Below are 19,129 nucleotides of genomic sequence, written 5' to 3'. Positions count from 1 at the left end.
ACGATTGACCGTGGGGCGCGATCGATAACGTGCACCCGCGGACGCACAGTCCCTCCTGCCACGGAAAGCCCGTGGCCGCTCTAGCCCAGAGGAGGTGGAGACCGCTATGCGTGCCTATGAAGTGATGGTCATCCTCGACCCGAGTCTCGACGAGCGCACCATCGAGCCGTCGCTCGACAAGTACCTCAACGTGATCCGCAAGGACGGCGGCTCTGTCGAGTCCGTCGACGTGTGGGGTCGTCGCCGGATGGCGTACGAGATCAAGAAGAACGCCGAGGGCATCTACGCCGTCGTCAACCTGACGGCCGAGCCCGCGACGGTCAAGGAGTTCGACCGCCAGCTCACGCTGAACGAGTCGATCCTGCGCACGAAGGTCATGCGTCCCGACGCCCACTGAGTCGCCTTCACGGGCGTCTGTGGATAGACCCTTCCCGCTGTCGGTGAGTGCCTGTTTGATGGGCACCACCTACGAGCACACCCGGATCAACCGGCACTGCAGGACATTTTGAGGAGACCCTGACATGGCAGGCGAGACCACCATCACCGTGATCGGCAACCTCGTCGACGACCCGGAGCTGCGGTTCACCCCCTCGGGGGCCCCCGTGGCGAACTTCCGGATCGCGTCGACGCCGCGCACCTTCGACCGCCAGACCAACGACTGGAAGGACGGCGACACGCTGTTCCTTGCCTGTGCGGTGTGGCGTCAGGCCGCGGAGAACGTCGCCGAGTCCCTCCAGAAGGGGATGCGCGTGATCGTCCAGGGTCGCCTCAAGTCCCGGCAGTACGAGACCCGCGAGGGTGAGAAGCGCACCGTCTTCGAGATCGACGTCGAGGAGGTCGGCCCGTCGCTGCGTTCTGCATCGGCCAAGGTCACCAAGACGACCCGGTCCGGCGGCGGCGGTGGCGGCTACTCCGGCGGCGGTGGCGGCGGCTACTCGGGCGGTGGCGGTCAGTCCGCGCCGGCCGACGACCCGTGGGCCAGCCCCGCACCCGCGCAGGGTGGCAGCACCGGCAACAGCAGCTGGGGCGGCCAGCCCCAGGGTGGCCAGCCTGCCGGTGGCGGCCAGTCCGCTCCGCCCAACGACCCGTGGGCGACGCCCGGGGTCAGCGGCGGAAACGACGAGCCTCCGTTCTGATCCACTGATCCGGATCTTCCGAGCAACACCACCATTCCGTCCCTGACTGCCTCAGGGCCGGGCTCACTGAAAGGGAGCACCACAATGGCCAAGGCAATTCTGCGCAAGCCCAAGAAGAAGGTTTGCCAGTTCTGCAAGGAGAAGGCGACCGGTGTCGACTACAAGGACACCACCCTCCTCCGCAAGTTCATCTCCGACCGTGGCAAGATCCGCGCCCGTCGCGTGACCGGCAACTGCGTCCAGCACCAGCGCGACGTGGCCATCGCCGTCAAGAACGCGCGCGAGCTGGCTCTGCTGCCCTACACGTCCACCGGTCGCTGAGAGGAGCACGAGACATGAAGCTCATCCTGACCCAGGAGGTCGACGGCCTCGGCGCCCCCGGCGACGTGGTCGAGGTCAAGGACGGCTACGGCCGCAACTACCTCGTTCCCCGTGGCCTCGGCATCAAGTGGAGCCGCGGTGGCGAGAAGACCATCGAGTCCATCAAGTCGGCGCGCACCGCTCGTGCGGCGCGCGACGCGGACCACGCCAAGGAGATCAAGACCACGCTCGAGGCCAACCCGGTCATGGTCAAGGTCCGCGCCGGTGAGGGCGGTCGCCTGTTCGGCGCCGTCACCACTTCGGAGATCGCTGACGCGATCGCCGAGGTCTCCGGCGAGAAGGTCGACCGCCGCACGATCGTGGTCACCAACCCGATCAAGACTCTCGGCTCGCACGAGGTCTCGGTCAAGCTGCACGACGAGGTGTCCGCCACGGTGGCCCTCAACGTCGTCCCCGGCTGACCCGCGACACCCGCACCGCACGGCCCGCTGCCTCCTCGGAGGCGGCGGGCCGTTCGTCATGTCCAAGCGGCTGCCGCGCGCGCCTCGCCGGGTAGTCCGCATCAGAGTTCTGCCGATCACGCGCGGGGACCCAGACGTTTGATGCGGACTACCCCGAGAAGGGGCGGGCTACTGGGTCGGGCGCTCGCAGAGGAAGGGTCCCCCGGAGCCGCCTGAGTGGTACTCGTAGCGCGTCCCGTCGACCTGCAGGGTGATCCGGCTGCCGTCGATGAGCGACTGGGTGTAGAGCATCCCCTTCCTGGCGCAGCCCTTGCTGCCGTCGCTCCAGGTGACTTCCTGGACGTCGACCACCTCGACCGAGTCCGGCTCGACGTCGAGCGTGGCCGCGAGGTTCGCGACGGAGGCGACCACGTCGGGTGAGTCCGCGCCAGGGACGGGCGTGGGGGCGGGCTCGGCGGGGGTCGTCTCCTCCACGGCTGTCTCCTCGGGCTGGGTCGGTGCCGGGTCGTCGGCGCACGCAGTCAGGGTGAGACCCAGGGCGAGGGCCGCCAGCCATGTGCGTACGCCGATCACGATCATCAGACTAGGCCCGCTCCTTGACGAGGGCTCCCGTCACCAGCCACGCGTCGCCGCGGGCGCGCCACGACAGCAGCAGGCCGCGGGCGCCCATGAACACCACGGTCATCGCCACCCACACAGCCACCAGCCCGTGCGGCAGCGTCGCCGCCCACAGCGCCGCGGGGGCGTACGCCGCCAGCACGACGATCCCGGCCCAGGCGAGGAACTTCCCGTCGCCGGCGCCGATGAGCACGCCGTCGAGCACGAAGACCACCCCGGCGAGCGGCTGGCCGATCGCCGCCACGAGCAGCACCGGCACCAGGAGGTCCTGGACCGCGGGGTCGCTGGTGAAGAGCGCCCCGACGAACGGCGAGACCGCTGCCAGCGCGAGACCGGCCACCAGCCCGCTGCCCCATCCCCAGCGGATCATCCGCCGGGTCAGCCGCCGTGTGGTCTCGACGTCACCGCTGCCGAGGGCCCGACCGGTCAGGGCCTGGGCGGCGATCGCGATGGCGTCGAGGGCGAAGGCGAGGAAGGTCCAGAGGGTGATCGCGACCTGGTGAGTCGCGAGCGTGACGTCGCGCCCGTCAGTCCCGACCCGGGTGACGGCGTACGTCCCGACGAGCAGGCACGCGCGCAGGGCCAGGGTGCGGATCACGAGGGCGACCGCGGCGTGCGCCGCTGCCCGGATGCCGGGGAGGTCCGGCGTCAGAGGTGCTCCGTGCTCGCGGGAGGCGCGCACCACGACGGCGACGAGCCAGCCGGCGGAGACGACCTGGGCGATCACCGAACCGATCGCCGAGCCGGCGATGCCGAGGTCGAGGCCGTAGACGAGGAGGACGTTGAGCACGATGTTGAGGACGTTGCCGACGACTGCGACCTGCAGCGGCGTACGCGTGTCCTAGAGGCCGCGCAGCACGCCGGTCGCGGCGAGCATGATCAGCAGCGGGGTGGTGCCGAGGAAGGCGATCGCGAGGTAGGTCTCGGCGTGCCCGGCGACCTCCGCGCCGGTGTCGAACGCGGCCACGAGCGGGCGGGTGGCGAGGACGCCGCCGACCGTGGCGACGGCACCGATGATGACCGCCAGCCAGAGGCCGTCGACGCCCTGGGCGAGGGCAGCCCGGAGGTCGCCGGCGCCGAGGTGGCGCGCGACGCTGGCCGTGGTGCCGTACGCGAGGAAGACGCAGAGGCCGACGACGGTCTGCAGGACGACCGCAGCGATTCCGAGGCCGGCGAGCTCCGGGGTGCCGAGGTGGCCGACGATCGCGGCGTCCGAGAGCAGGAAGAGCGGCTCGGCGACGAGCGCCAGGAAAGCGGGCACGGCGAGGCGCAAGATCTCGCGGTCGACGGCTTTCACGAGATTCACCCTAGGAACAGCGGTCCACCCGGGTGACGGCGGCTCCCCATAGATCGGGGTGCCCGGCGTCGTCCATAGTCCTTTCGGACTACCTGTGCATCGTGGTGTGGATGAGGGTCTGTCGAAGGCCCGTCCGACGCCCGTGTCGACAAAGCAACAGGCAACATCCAGATGGCGGACAGGTGAACGACCGATCGGGAAGAGACTTTTCCTCCACAGGGTGTGCACGACGTTTGCGCAGGTCAGACGGGGTGTCACGGGACAACTGAGTGCTCTCTCCACAGGTCGGTCCACTGTCGGTGCACGGCCGCGAGCGTGTCGTCCACGCGAGTGCGCAGGTTGTCCACAGGGCCTGTGGAGAACTGGCTGTCCCTGCGGCCGGGGAGCACGTAGGTTCGCCCGCGGCAACAGCCTCGCGCGGGACGCGGCCGACGATGTCGGTGGCCGTCCCTAGCGTGGGGCACGGGCAGGACGACAGGCCAGGACGGCGAGGGGAGCATCGGTGAGCGTCACCTTCCAGGGGGACACCGACGAGGCGTGGGGCGACGGTCCCGCGGCGTACGAGCCGGGCGCGTCGCCGCGCTCGGCCGGCGACCGTACGCCCCCTCAGGACAACGCCGCGGAGCAGAGCGTGCTCGGCTCGATGCTGCTGTCCAAGGACGCGATCGCCGACGTCGTCGAGGAGGTCCAGGCGGTCGACTACTACCGCCCGGCCCACGAGATCATCCATGACGCGATCATCGACCTCTACGGTCGCGGTGAGCCCGCCGACCCGATCACCGTGGCCGACGAGCTGCAGAAGCGCGGTGAACTGCAGCGCATTGGCGGCGCCCCCTACCTCCACACCCTCTCGGCCAACGTCCCGATCGCCGCCAACGCCGGCTTCTACGCCGCGATCGTGCGGGAGAAGGCCATTCTGCGGCGCCTCGTCGAGGCAGGCACCCGCATCGCCGCGATGGGCTACTCCGGCGAGGGCGAGATCAATGACGTCGTCGACAGCGCGCAGGCCGAGGTCTACAAGGTCACCGACCGCCGCGCCAGCGAGGACTACGCCCCCCTGGCCGACATCATGAGCGGCGTCCTCGACGAGATCGAGATGATCGGCAACCGCGAGGCCGGCCTCTACGGCGTGCCCACCGGCTTCGCCGACCTCGACGACCTCACCAACGGTCTCCACTCCGGCCAGATGATCATCGTGGCGGCTCGACCCGCTATGGGTAAGGCACTGGCGCTCGACACACCCCTGCCGACGCCATCGGGATGGACGACGATGGGCGACGTCGCGGTCGGGGACCTCCTCTACGACGCCAACGGCCGCCCCACGCGCGTCGTCGCAGCGACCGACGTCATGGCGGACCGTCCCTGCTACGAGGTGACCTTCTCCGACGGCTCGGTGATCGTCGCCGACGCCGAGCACCAGTGGCTGACCGAGACGCGCGCTGCACGCAAGTCGCGATGGGCGGCGGAGCACCACTACAACCGGTCTCGCAACCAACGCATCCACGCGTCGGTCGTCACCACCGAACAGATCGCCGGAAGCGTCCACGTGGGTGCGGAGAAGCGAGCCAACCACGCAGTGCTCAACGCCTCGGCGCTGGTCGGGCACAACGAGTCGCTGGCGATCGACCCCTACGTGCTGGGAGCGTGGCTGGGGGACGGGCACAGCGCGAGTGGCCGGATCACGTGCGAGACCCCGGAGATCCCGATGCGGATCGAGGGCCGCGGCTACGACGTGTCGCATCGCGGCGCGATGCTCTACAGCATCAAGACGCCGCGCACGGCCTCCGCCCAGGCAGGTGTATGCCCCAGCTGCAGCGGAGTCATGCACGGCACCTACCTGTGTGAGTCGTGCCAGCGGGACCACGGGTCGTTCACTGCACTACTGCGCGGACTGGGAGTGCTCAACGACAAGCACATCCCGTCCCACTACCTCCGGGCCAGCGAGTCGGCACGGCGGGACTTGCTTGCCGGACTGCTCGACACGGATGGCACCGTGGTAAAGGGCGTCGGCTCGGTGCAGTTCGCTGTGTCCAGCAAGCGCCTCGCGGACGACGTCCACGAGCTGGTCGTCGGCCTTGGCTACCGATGCGGACGTACGACGAAGCGGGTCAAGGGACGCACCGAGGCATCGTCGACCTGCTACATCCTCAACTTCTCCACCGTCGATGACGTGTTCAAGCTGGAGCGAAAGGCACTGCTCCACAAGGAAGAGCGCCCCCAGAGCACCGTCCGCATCGGCAAGCGCTACATCACTTCGGTGAAGCCGGTCGAGTCGGTGCCTGTGCGGTGCGTGCAGGTCGACAACGAGGACCACCTCTATTTGGCCGGCCGTTCGATGATCCCGACCCACAACTCGACGTTGGCACTGGACTTCTGCCGCGCCGCGTCGATCCACAACAACCTGACGAGCTGCTTCTTCAGCCTGGAGATGACGCGCTCGGAGATCATGATGCGCCTGCTCTCCGCGGAGGCGAAGGTGCCGCTCAACCACATCCGCAACGGCACGATGCGCGACGACGACTGGGAGAAGCTCGCCCGCAAGATGGGCCAGGTCTCCGGGGCGCCGATGTTCATCGACGACAGCCCCAACATGACGATGATGGAGATCCGGGCCAAGGCGCGGCGCCTCAAGCAGCGCCACGACCTCAAGCTCATCGTCATCGACTACATGCAGCTGATGAGCTCGGGCAAGAAGGTCGAGTCCCGCCAGCTCGAGGTCTCGGAGTTCTCCCGCAACATCAAGCTCCTCGCCAAGGAGCTCGAGCTGCCGATCATCGCGCTCTCCCAGCTCAACCGTGGTCCTGAGCAGCGTGGCGACAAGCGCCCGATGATGAGCGACCTGCGCGAATCGGGCTCGCTCGAGCAAGATGCGGACATGGTGATCCTGCTCCACCGCGACGACGTCTACGAGAAGGAGTCGACCCGCCCTGGCGAGGCCGACCTCATCGTGGCCAAGCACCGCAACGGCCCCACCCGCGACCTCACCGTCGCCTTCCAGGGCCACTACTCCCGCTTCGTGGACATGGCGCAGGGCTGAGGCCCGGGACCGTCAGGCCGGATCGTTGGTGGAACGTCCAGCGACTGACGCCACGGTCGCGGCCACCCCGCTGCGGGCGAGCTCGTCGCGGACGAAGCCGGATGCCTTGAGCTCCTCGACCTGGGCGACCACGGCCGCGACGGCATCGGGGTCGAGCGCGCGGGGGAGGCCGACCGACTGCTGGATCTCCATGAAGGCGGGTTCGAGGATCCGGCGACCGGTCGCGGCGACGTACGCCTCCATCGGCTGGCGTACGCCGGCCGCCACGTCGAGGCCCTGCTCCTCGTACACGTCCGTGGCCTCGCGCGCCCGCACGATTTCGGCGTGCGCGATGGTCCGGGTGAGGTAGAGGTCGTACGCCGAACCCTCCCGCACGCCGATGCGGTGCCCGGCGCGGTCGACCTCGGCCGAGGTCTGGATCGGGGACGCGGAGTCGGCGACATAGACGCCCTCGATCAGGACGTACGGAGCGGTGAAGGCGACGCCCTCCTCGCGCGTGGGCTCGTTGGCGAGGAAGCAGAGGTCGACCCGGCCCTCGACGATTGCGGCGTAGGCGTCGCGGGCGGCATCCACGCACTCGAGCTGGAGAGGGACTTCCAGCCACCGCGCCAGCTCGCGGGCGATGGCGACCGTGACGCCCCGCGGATCGTCCGCCGTGCCTTGCGCGAGGACGGGGTTGCCGAGGTTGATGACGACCCGGAGGGTGCCGGTCGGTGCGACCTGGGTCACCAGGGTGGAAACAGGCATGGGGACTCCTCGGTGGGGACGGGTCAGGCGAAGACGCCGGCTGGGAACGCGCCGTTGGTGAGTGCAGTCCCCACCAGCGGACGGCACAGCTCGGTCAGCCTCGCCGTGCCCGCCTCGCCGAGGGCGTCCCACGGAGCCACGGCGCTGTCCTCGGTCCGGCGCTCGATGGCCTTGCGCAGCGCGACACCCTCGTCGGTGAGCCCGCCGTCGGAGGTCATGAGGCCGCGCTCGGCGAGGCCGGCGACCGCGGCGGCCCACTCCTCGTCCGACCAGGCGCGGGTCGCCTGCGCGGCCGGCTGGGTGAACCCCCTGCCGGTCGCCGTGTGCGTGACGAGCGCTTCGATCCCGCTGAGGTCGGCTGCGATCAGGGCCGCGACGTGCCCGTCGCCGCGGTGCTCGCGCAGCAGCGTGAGCGCGTGGAAAAGCACCATGTGGGGCTTGTCCGGCCAGGCTAGGTCGGCGTGCGCCGCGAAGAGCGGACGTCCGGCGACCCCGCAACCTGAGGACGCCGTACGAGCGAGGTCGGCGGCCTCCCGCACGTCGTCGGAGGCGAGGACGTCGAGGCCGAGCAGCCGCGACCAGGCCGCGGAGACCCCGCGGTAGCGGGCGGCCACCACGTCCTCGGGGCTCGCCGCCTCCCAGGCCGCCGGGATGAAGTGCGCGACCAGCGACGGGTTGAAGACGTAGAACGTCGCCGCCACCGGGCCGGCGCCGACGCGACCCATCGCGGCGGAGCGGGACGCGAAGTAGGTCGCGCGCCCTCGTCGTACGCCGAGACCACTGACCTCGGCATCCACCTCGGGAGCGAAGTAGCCCAGCGCATGGAGCGGCTCGAGCAGGCGGGCGGTGCGTCCGGCGAGGTGGGGATCCATGCCCCCTTCCTACCGGACGGACCAACGGGCGTGGCTCCCGGAGGAGCCACGCCCGTGCGTGGTGAGCCGTGCGTCAGTGACCGGTCAGGGCACTGTCACCGTGACGTATGTCGGCGTCGGTGAGGTGTTGTACTCCATGAGGCCGAGGTAGCGACCTGTCGTGAGGCCGGACCACACCGCGTCGTACGACGTGGCCTTGCCCTGCTCGACCGTCAGCGGGTCGGGCTCGGCCTTGAAGCCGCCGAGCGTGGCCGTGCCGTCGAGAAGGTACTGGTCGTACGTCGTCCCGATGGTGGTCTCGCCCGGTGCCGCGTCGTAGCCGTCGACGACGACCCGGTAGTTCGCGGCCACGGGGTTGGTGAGCGTCACCGTCTCGTCGGCGGCACCCGTCGCGGACTGACCCGCAATGGCGACCGGCTGGCCCGCCGCGTTGAGGCGGTAGACCGTGAGGTCGAGGTCCGCCGCGTTGTTGGCGGCGTCCGCGACGAAGCGCGCGACCTTGGTGCCGGCCGCGATGGTCACGTCCCGCGTCAGGGACTCACCCACCGCGAGCGACTGCTGGACCGTCGTGGCCTTGGCGAGCCCGCTCGGCGCGATGTCCAGCGTTCCGCTGTAGCCCGGGGTGACCGCGATCGCGACCCGCCCGTCTGCTCCGGTCCCGGCCACCGTGGCGGGGGACCGGAGCGGGACGGGACGCAGCGCGACCGGCATCCGGACCGTGGTGGGTCCGGTCAGGGTGATGAATCCCTTGGCGTACTGCGACAGCGGTGCGTCGGTGCGGGTGAACGTGAACGCCACCGGCACCTCCTGGCCCACGGACGTGATGGCCACCGACGGCTTGTCGGTGGTCACCGCGTAGCCGGGCACGTTGGCGGCCACCTTCCACGTGCCGGTGCGCAGACCGGTGAACGTGCGGGTGATCGTCGGTGTGGCCGCGACCTGGCCCTGGGCGATGGACGGCGTGTTGAGCGAGTTGGCCGCGATCGGCTGCACGTTCTGGAACGCCGTCCCGGTGGCCCCCTGGCCCTTCATGAAGCTCATCCAGTCGTCCTTGTCGGACACGACGACGAGACCGGGGTCGAAGAACTTCGTCGGGTCGACGTGGCCGGCGCCCTGGGCGAACGGGTCGGTGTCGGGGCTGCCGTCGGCCTTCTTGAGGTCGTAGGCGGTCGTCATCATCGCCGACTTGACGGTCATCGGCGACCACCCGGGGTTGCGACCCAGGATGAACGCGGCCAGACCGGCAATGTGCGGGCTCGACATCGACGTGCCGGAGTAGAGGTCGAAGTTGCGACCCTCGCCCGACGGCGGTGCCACGGCGGCGAGCACGCTGACGCCGGGACCCGTGATGTCGGGCTTGAGGACGTCGGAGCCGCTGGCGATGGCCGGTCCGCGCGAGGAGAACCCGGCGATCTGCGGCACCACGGTGGGCGTGCCGCCGGTGGTGTCACCGATCTCGAAGGAGACGGTCGGCGCCGACGTGGCGACGTACGCCTTGACGACGGCACCCGCCACCTCGTCGAGGTGGACGCTGGGCACGCCGTGGAAGTCGGAGTCGAGGCTGCCGGGCGTGGTGTTGGTGAGCACCATGCCCACGCCACCCGCCTGCTTGACCGCTGCACTCTTGAGCACCCGGTCCACGACGCCGCGGTCGCAGACCACGACCTTGCCGGTGACCTTGGCCGGGTCGAGGCTGCCCGGCGCACACAGGCGCACGTCCTCAGCGGCCTTGCCGGCGAGCCCGGCGCTCGTGGACAGCACCAACGGGGTGCTGGGCAGCGCGGTGCCGTTGATCGAGGCGCCCTTGAGCTTCGTGCCGTTGCCCAGCACGACGGTGTTCTCGAAGACGGCGTGCGTCGACGCGGCCACCGTGGTCACCCACGGGCTGTTGTGGGCCACCGTGGAGGCGGTGGGGCCACTGTTGCCGGCCGAAGCGGCGACGAAGATGCCCGCGGCGGCGGCGCCGAGGAAGGCGTACTCGACCGCGTCGACGACGGTGTTCGTCGCGCCGGAGATCGAGTAGTTGATGACGTCGACGCCGTCCTTGATGGCGTCGTCGACCGCGGCGAGCGTCGAGGAGGTGTAGCAGCCGCCGGTGGCGGGGTCGGTGTCGCTGAAGCACACCTTGTAGGCAGCGATCTTGGCGGCCGGAGCCATACCGCTGACCGTGCCGAAGTCGCGGCCCTCGACCGACGCGGGGACGCCGAAGATGCCGGCTGCCGTCCCGGCGGTGTGGCTGCCGTGGCCGTCGCCGTCACGGGTGGAGAGGAACTCGTGCTCGTAGCGCTTCGACGGCGGGACGCTGGCGACGAACGCCTCGGGGTAGTAGCGGGCCCCGATCAGCTTCTCGTTGCAGTCCGAGTCGTCCCACTGCACGCCCGGCTCGCAGAAGCCGCGGAACTGCGTGCCGTCGGCCTTGTCCATGACGATCGTGGTGCCGGAGCGGTACGGCTTGTACTTGCCGTTCGGCTTCGACTTGAGCTGCTTGCCGGCGAACGACCCCGACTCGGGCCAGATGCCGCTGTCCAGGATGCCGACGACGACGCCCTTGCCGGCGTTGTCGACGCCTCGGTTGGCCTCCCACACGCCGCCGGTCCCGGTGCCCGAAGCGGACTCCAGGCCGAGGAAGCGGGGGGTGTTCCAGGTGTCCATCGCGAACGCGGTGTCCTTGACCAGCGTCATGACGTCGCGGTCGGCGGCGAGCTCGGTGGCCTGCTCGGCGCTGAGCTCGGCGGTGAAGGAGCTGGCCGCGATCGTGGTCTGCGAGAGGATCCCCGCGTCGACGGACGCCGCGACCTGGCCCTGCTGCCGCTCGAGGTAGCGCGCGTACTGCTTCACCTTGTCGGACCGGGCGTCGAAATTGTTGCCGGCCGACGCCTCGGTGGGGGCGAAGCCCTTGACGCCACCGTCGTAGCGGGTGGCACCCGGCTGGGCGAGGAGGACGACGTAGCGGCCGGCGCCGAGCAGCGTCTCCGTGGACGCGGTGCTGTCGGGGGCGGGCTCGGCCGGGTTGGCCGTCGCCGTCGTGGCAGACACGCCGGCGGCGAGAGCCCCGGCGGTGAGGATGGCCAGGGCGCGCCTACGCGCGCCGAGGCCCCGATAAGTGATCGACAAGGGTGCTCCTGGTTGTGAGGGAGGGAGCACGCCCGGGGTCGTGACATCGACGGATTGCGTCGACGACCGATGCACCCCGAGGTGCCGGGCCCAGCAAACGTCATGCAGGTCACACCGTCAATGGGTCGGAAGAACGAAGTTCGCGCCGACTCAGTTCGGTCCGAGCGGGTGCGTCAGGTCGTACGCGCGAGCCACCTTCTGCGGCACGACCATCCGCCACGCGTCGACGACGAGCTCGCGCGCCTCGGCCGGGTCGAGCTCGGCGAGGGTGGCGTGCACCCAGTGGTAGCGCAGGTCCGCGTGGCCGGGGAGGTGGAAGCGCGGATCGCTCTCGATGAGGGCGTCGCGCTCCTCCTTGGGGAACGCGAACCCCATGATCGTCTCGTCGAGGGAGAAGGCGACGTAGACGATCGAGCCGACGCGGAACTTCAACCGGCCCGCGACGTGCGCGACGTACGACCGCTCCAGTCCCTCCCCAAGAGTCAGGACGTCCTCGACGACGGCCATCAGTGCCTCCTCCCCAGTACGTCGAGTATGCGACGGCTCGGCCGCGAGATCGAGGGGATATGGACCAGGCGCCGGTCCTCGACGTGGGCGACACTGGGCGGGTGCAGCTCCCCGACCCGGCCCTGGTGGTGCTCGTCGGCGCCTCGGGGTCCGGCAAGTCGACCTGGGCGGCGACGCACTACCGCGACCAGGAGGTCGTCTCCTCCGACGCCCTGCGCGGTGTGGTCGGCAGTGGGCCGCACGACCTCGACGCCTCGGCGGACGCGTTCGGCGTCCTCGAGACGGTGGTCGCGGCCCGGCTCGGTCGCGGCCTGACCACTGTGGTGGACACGCTGGGCCTCGATCCCCTCAAGCGGCAGGCGTGGCTTGCTGCGGCGCGGGCGGCCGGGCTCCCAGTGGTCGCCGTGCTGCTCGACACCCCGGATACCGAGTGCCGGCGCCGCAACGCGGCCCGCGACCGGCCGGTTCCGGCTCGCGCGCTGGCCGGGCAGCTGCGGTCGGTGCGCGACGTACGTCCGGTGCTGGAGGCGGAGGGCTGGGACCTGGTCGTCGCGGTGGCTGGCGTCTTCGCTGAGCCGGCGCCAGCGGTCACGACCGAGACGGCGGCTACCGACCGCACCTCCAGCCTCGGCCTCCGGTCGTTCCTCCAGGTCTCCCGCTTCCCCTGGGGCGAGGACCCGCTCGCCTGGCTCTCCAGCATCGCGCGCGCCGCGGACGAGGCGGGCTTCGCCGGCCTCGCGCTGATGGACCACCTCATCCAGGTGCCGCAGGTCGGCCGGGCGTGGGAGCCGATCCCGGAGCCGTGGGTGACGCTCGGCGCGATCGCTGCCCTCGGGACGGGCCTCGAGCTCGGCACGCTCTGCACCCCGGTGACGTTCCGGCCGGCGGGCATCACGGCCAAGGCCGCCGCCACGCTGTCCGCCCTCACCGGCGGGCGGGCCTTCGTCGGCATCGGCGCCGGGTGGTTCGCGCGCGAGCACGCGGCGTACGGCCTCGAGTTCCCGCCGGCCCGCGAGCGGCTCGACGACCTCGAGAAGGCGATCGTCACGATGAAGGCGCTCTGGGCCAGCGGCACCAAGGCGTACGACGCGCACGGCGTCGCGCTGCCGGAGACCACCTCCTACCCGCGCCCGGCGGCGAAGATCCCGGTGGTCGTCGGTGGCTCCGGCGAGCGCCGCACCCTGCGGATCGCCGCGGCCCACGGCGATGCGTGCAACCTCCGTACGATCGACGAGGCCGAGCTCGAGCGGCTGATCGGGGTGCTGCGTGCCCACTGCGATGACGTCGGCCGCGACCGGTCCGAGGTCGCCGTCACTGTCCTCGACCTGCCGGTCGTCGGGCGGGACCGCGACGACGTGTGGGCCCGCGTCGAGCGGCACCGCGGCCGTACGCCCGCTGCGGCGTACGCCTCCCGCACGCACGCCGCGACCGTCGCCGGCCACCGCGACCGGTGGGCCCGCCTCGCGGGGCTGGGCGTGTCCACCGTCTTCCTCGCGACGCCCGACCTGGACGGGCCCGAGGACGTCCTCGCCCTTCGGGGTCTGAACGCCTGAGCACCCCGGCCGTAGGGTCGTGACATGCAGACTCGCACCCTCGGAAACCAGCAGGTCGGAGCCATCGGGCTCGGCCTCATGACCTTCGACCAGACCGGCACGCAGCCCCGCCAGCAGCTCCTCGACACCGTCACCGCCGCGCTCGACGCCGGCGTGACGCTCTTCGACTCCGCCGACGCCTACGGGCCCGGCGACGAGAAGGGCGCCGGCGCGCAGGGCGAGAACGAGCGCCTGATCGCCTCGATCCTCGACGAGCTCGGCGTACGCGACCGCGTGCTCCTCGCCACCAAGGGCGGCCACGTCCGCACCGATGGTGGGAACTGGGAGGTCGACAGCTCGGCCGCCCACCTCCACGAGGCCGTCGACGCCAGCCTCGAGCGCCTCGGCGTCGAGCAGATCTTCCTGTGGCAGCACCACCGGCCCGACCCGAAGGTCTCCTACGACGACGTGATCGGGACGCTCAAGGAGATCGCCGACAGCGGCAAGGTCGCCCACGTCGGCCTCTCCAACGCGAACCCCGACCAGATCCGCGCTGCCCACGCCGTGCTCGGCGACGCGCTGGTCAGCGTGCAGAACCAGTTCAGCCCCAAGTTCCGCTCCAGCAAGCCCGAGATCGACGTGTGCGACGAGCTCGGCCTCGCGTTCCTGCCGTGGAGCCCGCTGGGCGGGCTGTCGGACGCCAAGGAGCTCGCCGACAAGCACCCGGCGTTCGCCGAGATCGCGACCGACCGCGGCGTCAGCGCCCAGCAGGTCGCCCTGGCCTGGGAGCTCGCCCAGTCGCCGGTCGTCATCCCGATCCCCGGCGCCAAGCGGCCGTCCTCGATCACCGACTCCGCGGCCGCCGCGGAGATCGAGCTGACCGACGACGAGCTCGCCCGCCTCGACGCCAGCTGATGTCGCGCCCGCTCCTCACCCGCGCGGTCGACGCCGCGATGGACCGCTCGCTGGTCCTCGGCTACACCTCGATCGGGCTGGCGGTGCGGCGGGCGCTGCCCGGCTGGCCCGCCGATCCGCTACCGAGGTCGCTCGAGGGCCGGCACGTCCTGGTCACCGGGGCCAGCTCCGGCCTCGGCATCGCCACCGTCGAGGGCCTCGCCGACCTGGGTGCGACCGTGCACATGCTCGTCCGCGACGAGGCCAAGGGCGGGGACGTCGCCAAGCGCCTCCGGGTGAGCCGTCCCGGCGTCGAGCTGCGGCTCTGGCGCTGCGACGTCGGGGACCTGGACGACGTACGCCGGTTCGCATCCGACTTCGCCGCCGAGGTGCCGAGCCTCCACGCGATCGTGCACAACGCGGGCGCGATGCCGCCCACCCGGAGCGAGTCGCCGCAGGGCCTCGAGCTCAGCATGGCCGTGCACCTCGTCGGGCCCGTGGTCATGACCGAGGCCCTGCGCGGTCCGCTGGCGGGTGGCCGGGTCGTGCTGGTGAGCAGCGGCGGGATGTACGGCCAGCCGCTGCGCGCCGACGACCCGGCGTACGTGAAGGGCGACTACTCGCCGACCACGTCGTACGCCCGGTCGAAGCGCTGGCAGGTCGAGATGGCGCCGCTCCTGGCCGAGCGCTGGGGCGCCGACGACATCACCGTCGCCGTGATGCACCCGGGCTGGGCCGACACCCCCGGCGTCCAGGAGTCGCTGCCGCGATTCCGCGCGATCACCCGGCCGGTGCTCCGCGACGACGCGCAGGGTGCCGACACCAGCGTCTGGCTCGCCGCGGTGGATCCGGCCCCGCCGACCGGGCTCTTCTGGCACGACCGGGTCGAGCGGCCGACGTCGCTCCTCCCGTCGACCCGCCCGTCGGAGGCCGACAAGGCGACGGCCTGGGCGTGGCTGTCGGAGGCGGCCGACCTCGGGACGACCGGTGGCTGACGTCTGGCCCCTCGTCCATGCCGAGCGCCACGCGCTGGTCGCCGACCTCGCGGGGTTGACCGACGAGCAGTGGCGGACGCCCTCGCTCTGCGACGGCTGGACCGTCCACGACGTCGCCGCCCACCTCGTCGGAAACGCCGGGGCCATCTCCGTCCCCGGTCTGGTCGTCGCCATCATCCGCGCGCGCTTCAGCTTCGACCGGCTGAACGAGCAGGACGCAGCCCGCGAGCGCGGCGACGGGCCGGCGCACACGCTGCGCCGGCTGCGCGAGGTCGCCGACCTGACCGAGGCCCCGCCGTTCGTGCCGCTCGACGTACGCCTGGTCGAGGAGGTCGTGCACGGCGAGGACGTACGCCGCCCGCTCGGGCTGCGGCACGACTACCCGGTCGGGGCCGTGGTGCCCGCCCTCGAGCATCAGGTGCGCACGAAGGTGTCCATCGGAGGTGGTCGCGAGCGCGCCGCCGGCGTACGCCTGCGGGCCACCGACGCCGACGTCGTTGTCGGTGACGGGCCCGAGGTCGCTGGCCCGCTGGTGTCGCTCCTGCTGGCGGTCTCCGGGCGCTCGGCCGCGCGGGCCGACCTGGCCGGCCCGGGCTTGGAGGCGCTGGGCTGACGCCCCGCCCGAGATATCTGAGGACGTGGTGAACGTGATCGCGACCCGGATCCGTACATGGCGTCCTCAGATATCCGAACGTCGGATACCTAGGGACGTTCTGGTAGGCCGAAGGGGCGCTCCACCACCCATTTCGTCCCTAGATACCCAGCCGCCGTCGGCCGAAAGACTTGACTGGTTCAAGTAAACCCGGCAAGGTGGCGAGGAATGGACCACGACACGACCGAGGCTGACTTCGAGCAGCTGCTCCGGGGGGCCGACCTGAGGGTCACCCGCCCGCGCCTGGCCGTGCTGCGCGCCGTACGCCGTCATCCGCACGCCGACACCGGCAGCCTCCTCGCGGCGGTCCGCACCGAGGAGCCGGGCGTCTCGCACCAGGCGGTGTACGACGTGCTGGGCGTGCTCAGCCAGTCGGGGCTCGTCCGCCGGATCCAGCCGGCCGGCTCGGTCGCGCGCTACGAGCTGCGCGTCGGCGACAACCACCACCACGTGGTCTGCCGCTCCTGCGGTGCGGTCGCCGACGTCGACTGCGCGGTCGGCGTACGCCCCTGCCTCGACGCGTCCGACACCCACGGCTTCGTCGTCGACGAGGCCGAGGTCACCTACTGGGGCGTCTGCCCCCACTGCGCCACCACAGCATCCGAAGCAGCACCTGCCAACTGAGAGGGACTCCCATGTCCGACGACCTGCCCAACGACTCCAGCGCCTCCGTCGACACCTCCGACAAGAACGAGGCCAACGCCGAGGTCGGCGAGATGAACCAGGACGCCCCGGCCGGCCAGTGCCCGGTGCTGCACGAGGGCCAGAAGCACCCCACCCAGGGTGACGCCAACAGCGAGTGGTGGCCCGAGCGGCTCAACCTCAAGATCCTCGCCAAGAACCAGCCGGCCTCCAACCCGCTCGGCGCGGACTTCGACTACCCCGCCGCCTTCGAGGCGCTCGACCTCGGCGCCGTCAAGGCCGACATCACCGCCGTCCTCCACGACAGTCAGGACTGGTGGCCCGCGGACTTCGGCCACTACGGCCCGCTGATGATCCGGATGGCGTGGCACAGCGCCGGCACCTACCGCGTGCAGGACGGTCGCGGCGGCGGTGGCACCGGGCAGCAGCGCTTCGCGCCGCTCAACTCGTGGCCCGACAACGGCAACCTCGACAAGGCCCGCCGCCTGCTGTGGCCGGTCAAGAAGAAGTACGGCAACGCCCTCTCGTGGGCCGACCTGATGATCCTCACCGGCAACGTGGCGCTCGAGGACATGGGCTTCGAGACCTTCGGCTTCGCCGGCGGTCGCGTCGACGCCTGGGAGCCGGACGACGACGTCTACTGGGGCCCCGAGACCGAGTGGCTCGGCGGCGACAAGGGTGGCTCGCAGCGCTACTCGGGCGAGCGCGAGCTCGACAACCCGCTCGCCGCGGTCCAGATGGGCCTCATCTACGTCAACCCCGAGGGCCCGGAGGGCAACCCGGACCCGCTGCTCGCGGCGTACGACATCCGCGACACGTTCGGCCGGATGGCGATGAACGACGAGGAGACCGTCGCACTGATCGCCGGCGGGCACACCTTCGGCAAGACCCACGGTGCCGCCGACCCCGAGGAGTACGTCGGCCCCGAGCCCGAGGCCGCGCCGATCGAGACCGGTGGGATGGGCTGGCTCTCGAAGTACGGCTCCGGCGTCGGCAAGGACGCCATCACCTCGGGCCTCGAGGTCACCTGGACCGACCTCCCGACCCAGTGGAGCAACCGCTTCTTCGAGATCCTCTTCGAGCACGAGTGGGAGCTCTCGAAGAGCCCCGCCGGTGCCGCGCAGTGGGTGGCCAAGGACGCCGAGGCGATCATCCCCGCCCCCGACGAGGCCGGTGCCAAGCGCCTCCCGACGATGCTCACGACCGACCTCGCGCTGCGGATGGACCCGGCGTACGAGCAAATCTCGCGCCGCTTCCTCGAGAACCCCGACGAGTTCGCCGACGCCTTCGCCCGCGCGTGGTTCAAGCTGACCCACCGCGACATGGGCCCGGTCGCCCGCTACGTCGGGCCCGAGGTCCCGTCGGAGGAGCTCATCTGGCAGGACCCGATCCCGGCGCCGGCGCACACCGCGACCGACGAGACGATCGCCGCCGTCAAGCAGCAGATCGCCGACTCGGGCCTCACGGTCTCGCAGCTGGTGTCGACCGCCTGGGCGGCCGCGTCGTCGTACCGCCACTCCGACAAGCGCGGTGGCGCCAACGGTGGTCGCATCCGCCTCGAGCCGCAGCGCAGCTGGGAGGTCAACGACCCGCAGCAGCTCGCCGGCGCGATCACGGTGCTCGAGGGCATCGCCGCGGGCAACGACATCACGTTCGCCGACACGGTCGTGCTGGCGGGCAACGTCGGTGTCGAGCATGCGGCGGCCGCCGCCGGCATCGACGTCGAGGTGCCGTTCACCCCGGGTCGCGGTGACGCCACCCAGGAGCAGACGGACGTCGAGTCGTTCGCGTGGCTCGAGCCGAAGGCTGACGGCTTCCGCAACTTCGAGCGGTCCGACGCCAAGCTGCCGGCGGAGTACCTCCTCGTCGACAAGGCCAACCTGCTCAACGTCACCGCACCTGAGATGACGGTCCTCGTGGGCGGTCTGCGCGTGCTCGGCGCCAACACGGCGGCATCCACCGACGGCGTGCTCACCGAGCGTCCCGGCCAGCTGACGAACGACTTCTTCGTCAACCTGCTCGACCTCGGCACGGTCTGGGCCCCCGCGGGCTCCAACGACCGCTTCGAGGCCAGCACCAACGGCAACGCCTGGACGGGCTCGCGCGCCGACCTCGTCTTCGCGTCCAACTCCGAGCTGCGCGCGGTCGCGGAGGTCTACGCCCAGGACGGGTCGCACGAGAAGTTCGTGCACGACTTCGTCGCGGCCTGGGTCAAGGTCATGGACAACGACAGGTACGACGTCCGACGCTGACGTCTCCTCGCGGTGGTTGGTTTCCCCGGATATCCGGGGAAACCAACCACTG

16 protein-coding genes and 1 pseudogene are annotated in these 19,129 nt (G+C 70.9%); 11 read left to right on the top strand and 6 right to left on the bottom strand.

All coding sequences use genetic code 11. The features are described 5' to 3' along the window. Positions 1–106 precede the first annotated feature (106 nt). The 4 genes from rpsF (at position 107) to rplI (ending at position 1,918) form a co-directional block, all read left to right on the top strand. A complete protein-coding gene (gene rpsF, locus EUA94_RS10450; protein WP_129426827.1) occupies positions 107–397 on the top strand; it encodes a 30S ribosomal protein S6 in 291 nt (96 codons plus the stop codon). A 124-nt stretch (positions 398–521) separates the two neighbouring features. Then, positions 522–1,136 carry a single-stranded DNA-binding protein gene (locus EUA94_RS10445; RefSeq protein WP_129426826.1) on the top strand — a complete coding sequence of 205 codons (615 nt, stop codon included), beginning with the start codon at positions 522–524 and terminating at the stop codon, positions 1,134–1,136. A gap of 84 nt (positions 1,137–1,220) precedes the next feature. Next, positions 1,221–1,457 (top strand): 30S ribosomal protein S18, encoded by a 237-nt coding sequence (rpsR, locus tag EUA94_RS10440; RefSeq protein WP_056603689.1) that lies wholly within the window; start codon positions 1,221–1,223, stop codon positions 1,455–1,457. A gap of 14 nt (positions 1,458–1,471) precedes the next feature. After that, positions 1,472–1,918, top strand: a complete 447-nt coding sequence (gene rplI / locus EUA94_RS10435) for a 50S ribosomal protein L9 (RefSeq protein WP_129426825.1) — start codon at positions 1,472–1,474, stop codon at positions 1,916–1,918. A 168-nt stretch (positions 1,919–2,086) separates the two neighbouring features. Here the strand turns inward: rplI and EUA94_RS10430 are convergent, their stop codons facing one another. Together EUA94_RS10430 and EUA94_RS10425 are read right to left on the bottom strand one after the other, a co-directional pair. Next, positions 2,087–2,491 (bottom strand): hypothetical protein, encoded by a 405-nt coding sequence (locus EUA94_RS10430; RefSeq protein WP_129426824.1) that lies wholly within the window; start codon positions 2,489–2,491, stop codon positions 2,087–2,089. Between the two features lie 10 nt (positions 2,492–2,501). Next, positions 2,502–3,833: pseudogene (locus EUA94_RS10425) on the bottom strand (MATE family efflux transporter). Positions 3,834–4,335: 502 nt separating this feature from the next. On the opposite strand from EUA94_RS10425, the gene dnaB reads away from it, so the two are divergent. Beyond that, on the top strand, positions 4,336–6,870 hold the full coding sequence (gene dnaB, locus EUA94_RS10420) for a replicative DNA helicase (RefSeq protein WP_129426823.1): 2,535 nt from the start codon (positions 4,336–4,338) through the stop codon (positions 6,868–6,870). 12 nt (positions 6,871–6,882) lie between these two features. Here the strand turns inward: dnaB and EUA94_RS10415 are convergent, their stop codons facing one another. The 4 genes from EUA94_RS10415 to EUA94_RS10400 form a co-directional block, all read right to left on the bottom strand. Then, on the bottom strand, positions 6,883–7,617 hold the full coding sequence (locus EUA94_RS10415; protein ID WP_129426822.1) for a transporter substrate-binding domain-containing protein: 735 nt from the start codon (positions 7,615–7,617) through the stop codon (positions 6,883–6,885). A 23-nt stretch (positions 7,618–7,640) separates the two neighbouring features. Further along, positions 7,641–8,489, bottom strand: coding sequence for an SCO6745 family protein (locus EUA94_RS10410; RefSeq protein WP_129426821.1), 849 nt, complete (start codon positions 8,487–8,489; stop codon positions 7,641–7,643). Between the two features lie 84 nt (positions 8,490–8,573). Beyond that, complete coding sequence (locus EUA94_RS10405) at positions 8,574–11,603, bottom strand: S8 family serine peptidase (protein ID WP_129426820.1); 3,030 nt, start codon at positions 11,601–11,603, stop codon at positions 8,574–8,576. A 150-nt stretch (positions 11,604–11,753) separates the two neighbouring features. Then, positions 11,754–12,110 (bottom strand): MmcQ/YjbR family DNA-binding protein, encoded by a 357-nt coding sequence (locus EUA94_RS10400; protein WP_129426819.1) that lies wholly within the window; start codon positions 12,108–12,110, stop codon positions 11,754–11,756. Between the two features lie 101 nt (positions 12,111–12,211). On the opposite strand from EUA94_RS10400, the gene EUA94_RS10395 reads away from it, so the two are divergent. From EUA94_RS10395 to katG, 6 genes are all read left to right on the top strand, one after another. Then, on the top strand, positions 12,212–13,663 hold the full coding sequence (locus EUA94_RS10395) for an LLM class flavin-dependent oxidoreductase (RefSeq protein ID WP_129426818.1): 1,452 nt from the start codon (positions 12,212–12,214) through the stop codon (positions 13,661–13,663). A 24-nt stretch (positions 13,664–13,687) separates the two neighbouring features. Next, complete coding sequence (locus tag EUA94_RS10390) at positions 13,688–14,557, top strand: aldo/keto reductase (protein ID WP_129426817.1); 870 nt, start codon at positions 13,688–13,690, stop codon at positions 14,555–14,557. Then, the gene (locus tag EUA94_RS10385; RefSeq protein ID WP_129426816.1) at positions 14,557–15,531 is read left to right on the top strand and encodes an SDR family NAD(P)-dependent oxidoreductase; all 975 of its coding nucleotides are present in this window, start codon (positions 14,557–14,559) and stop codon (positions 15,529–15,531) included. The genes EUA94_RS10390 and EUA94_RS10385 overlap by 1 nt, the downstream gene beginning before the upstream one ends. Next, positions 15,524–16,144 carry a maleylpyruvate isomerase family mycothiol-dependent enzyme gene (locus EUA94_RS10380; protein ID WP_129426815.1) on the top strand — a complete coding sequence of 207 codons (621 nt, stop codon included), beginning with the start codon at positions 15,524–15,526 and terminating at the stop codon, positions 16,142–16,144. Before EUA94_RS10385 ends, EUA94_RS10380 begins: the two co-directional genes overlap by 8 nt. A 207-nt stretch (positions 16,145–16,351) precedes the next feature. Beyond that, a complete protein-coding gene (locus EUA94_RS10375; RefSeq protein WP_129426814.1) occupies positions 16,352–16,807 on the top strand; it encodes a Fur family transcriptional regulator in 456 nt (151 codons plus the stop codon). Between the two features lie 92 nt (positions 16,808–16,899). Further along, a complete protein-coding gene (gene katG / locus EUA94_RS10370; protein ID WP_207210502.1) occupies positions 16,900–19,077 on the top strand; it encodes a catalase/peroxidase HPI in 2,178 nt (725 codons plus the stop codon). Positions 19,078–19,129 lie beyond the last annotated feature (52 nt).

Origin of the sequence: Nocardioides zhouii, from assembly GCF_004137345.1 — a bacterium.
GTDB lineage: Bacteria > Actinomycetota > Actinomycetes > Propionibacteriales > Nocardioidaceae > Nocardioides > Nocardioides zhouii.
The sequence above is the reverse complement of the archived record's forward strand: the minus strand, read 5'-3'. Positions and strand labels throughout refer to the sequence as shown.

What these genes read in the sequence shown, in the direction of transcription:
- rpsF (WP_129426827.1), top strand. Translation starts at nt 107, where the DNA reads ATGCGTGCCTATGAAGTGATGGTCATCCTCGACCCGAGTCTCGACGAG.
- EUA94_RS10445 (WP_129426826.1), top strand. Translation starts at nt 522, where the DNA reads ATGGCAGGCGAGACCACCATCACCGTGATCGGCAACCTCGTCGACGAC.
- rpsR (WP_056603689.1), top strand. Translation starts at nt 1,221, where the DNA reads ATGGCCAAGGCAATTCTGCGCAAGCCCAAGAAGAAGGTTTGCCAGTTC.
- rplI (WP_129426825.1), top strand. Translation starts at nt 1,472, where the DNA reads ATGAAGCTCATCCTGACCCAGGAGGTCGACGGCCTCGGCGCCCCCGGC.
- EUA94_RS10415 (WP_129426822.1), bottom strand. Translation starts at nt 7,617, where the DNA reads ATGCCTGTTTCCACCCTGGTGACCCAGGTCGCACCGACCGGCACCCTC.
- EUA94_RS10410 (WP_129426821.1), bottom strand. Translation starts at nt 8,489, where the DNA reads ATGGATCCCCACCTCGCCGGACGCACCGCCCGCCTGCTCGAGCCGCTC.
- EUA94_RS10400 (WP_129426819.1), bottom strand. Translation starts at nt 12,110, where the DNA reads ATGGCCGTCGTCGAGGACGTCCTGACTCTTGGGGAGGGACTGGAGCGG.
- EUA94_RS10390 (WP_129426817.1), top strand. Translation starts at nt 13,688, where the DNA reads ATGCAGACTCGCACCCTCGGAAACCAGCAGGTCGGAGCCATCGGGCTC.
- EUA94_RS10385 (WP_129426816.1), top strand. Translation starts at nt 14,557, where the DNA reads ATGTCGCGCCCGCTCCTCACCCGCGCGGTCGACGCCGCGATGGACCGC.
- EUA94_RS10375 (WP_129426814.1), top strand. Translation starts at nt 16,352, where the DNA reads ATGGACCACGACACGACCGAGGCTGACTTCGAGCAGCTGCTCCGGGGG.
- katG (WP_207210502.1), top strand. Translation starts at nt 16,900, where the DNA reads ATGAACCAGGACGCCCCGGCCGGCCAGTGCCCGGTGCTGCACGAGGGC.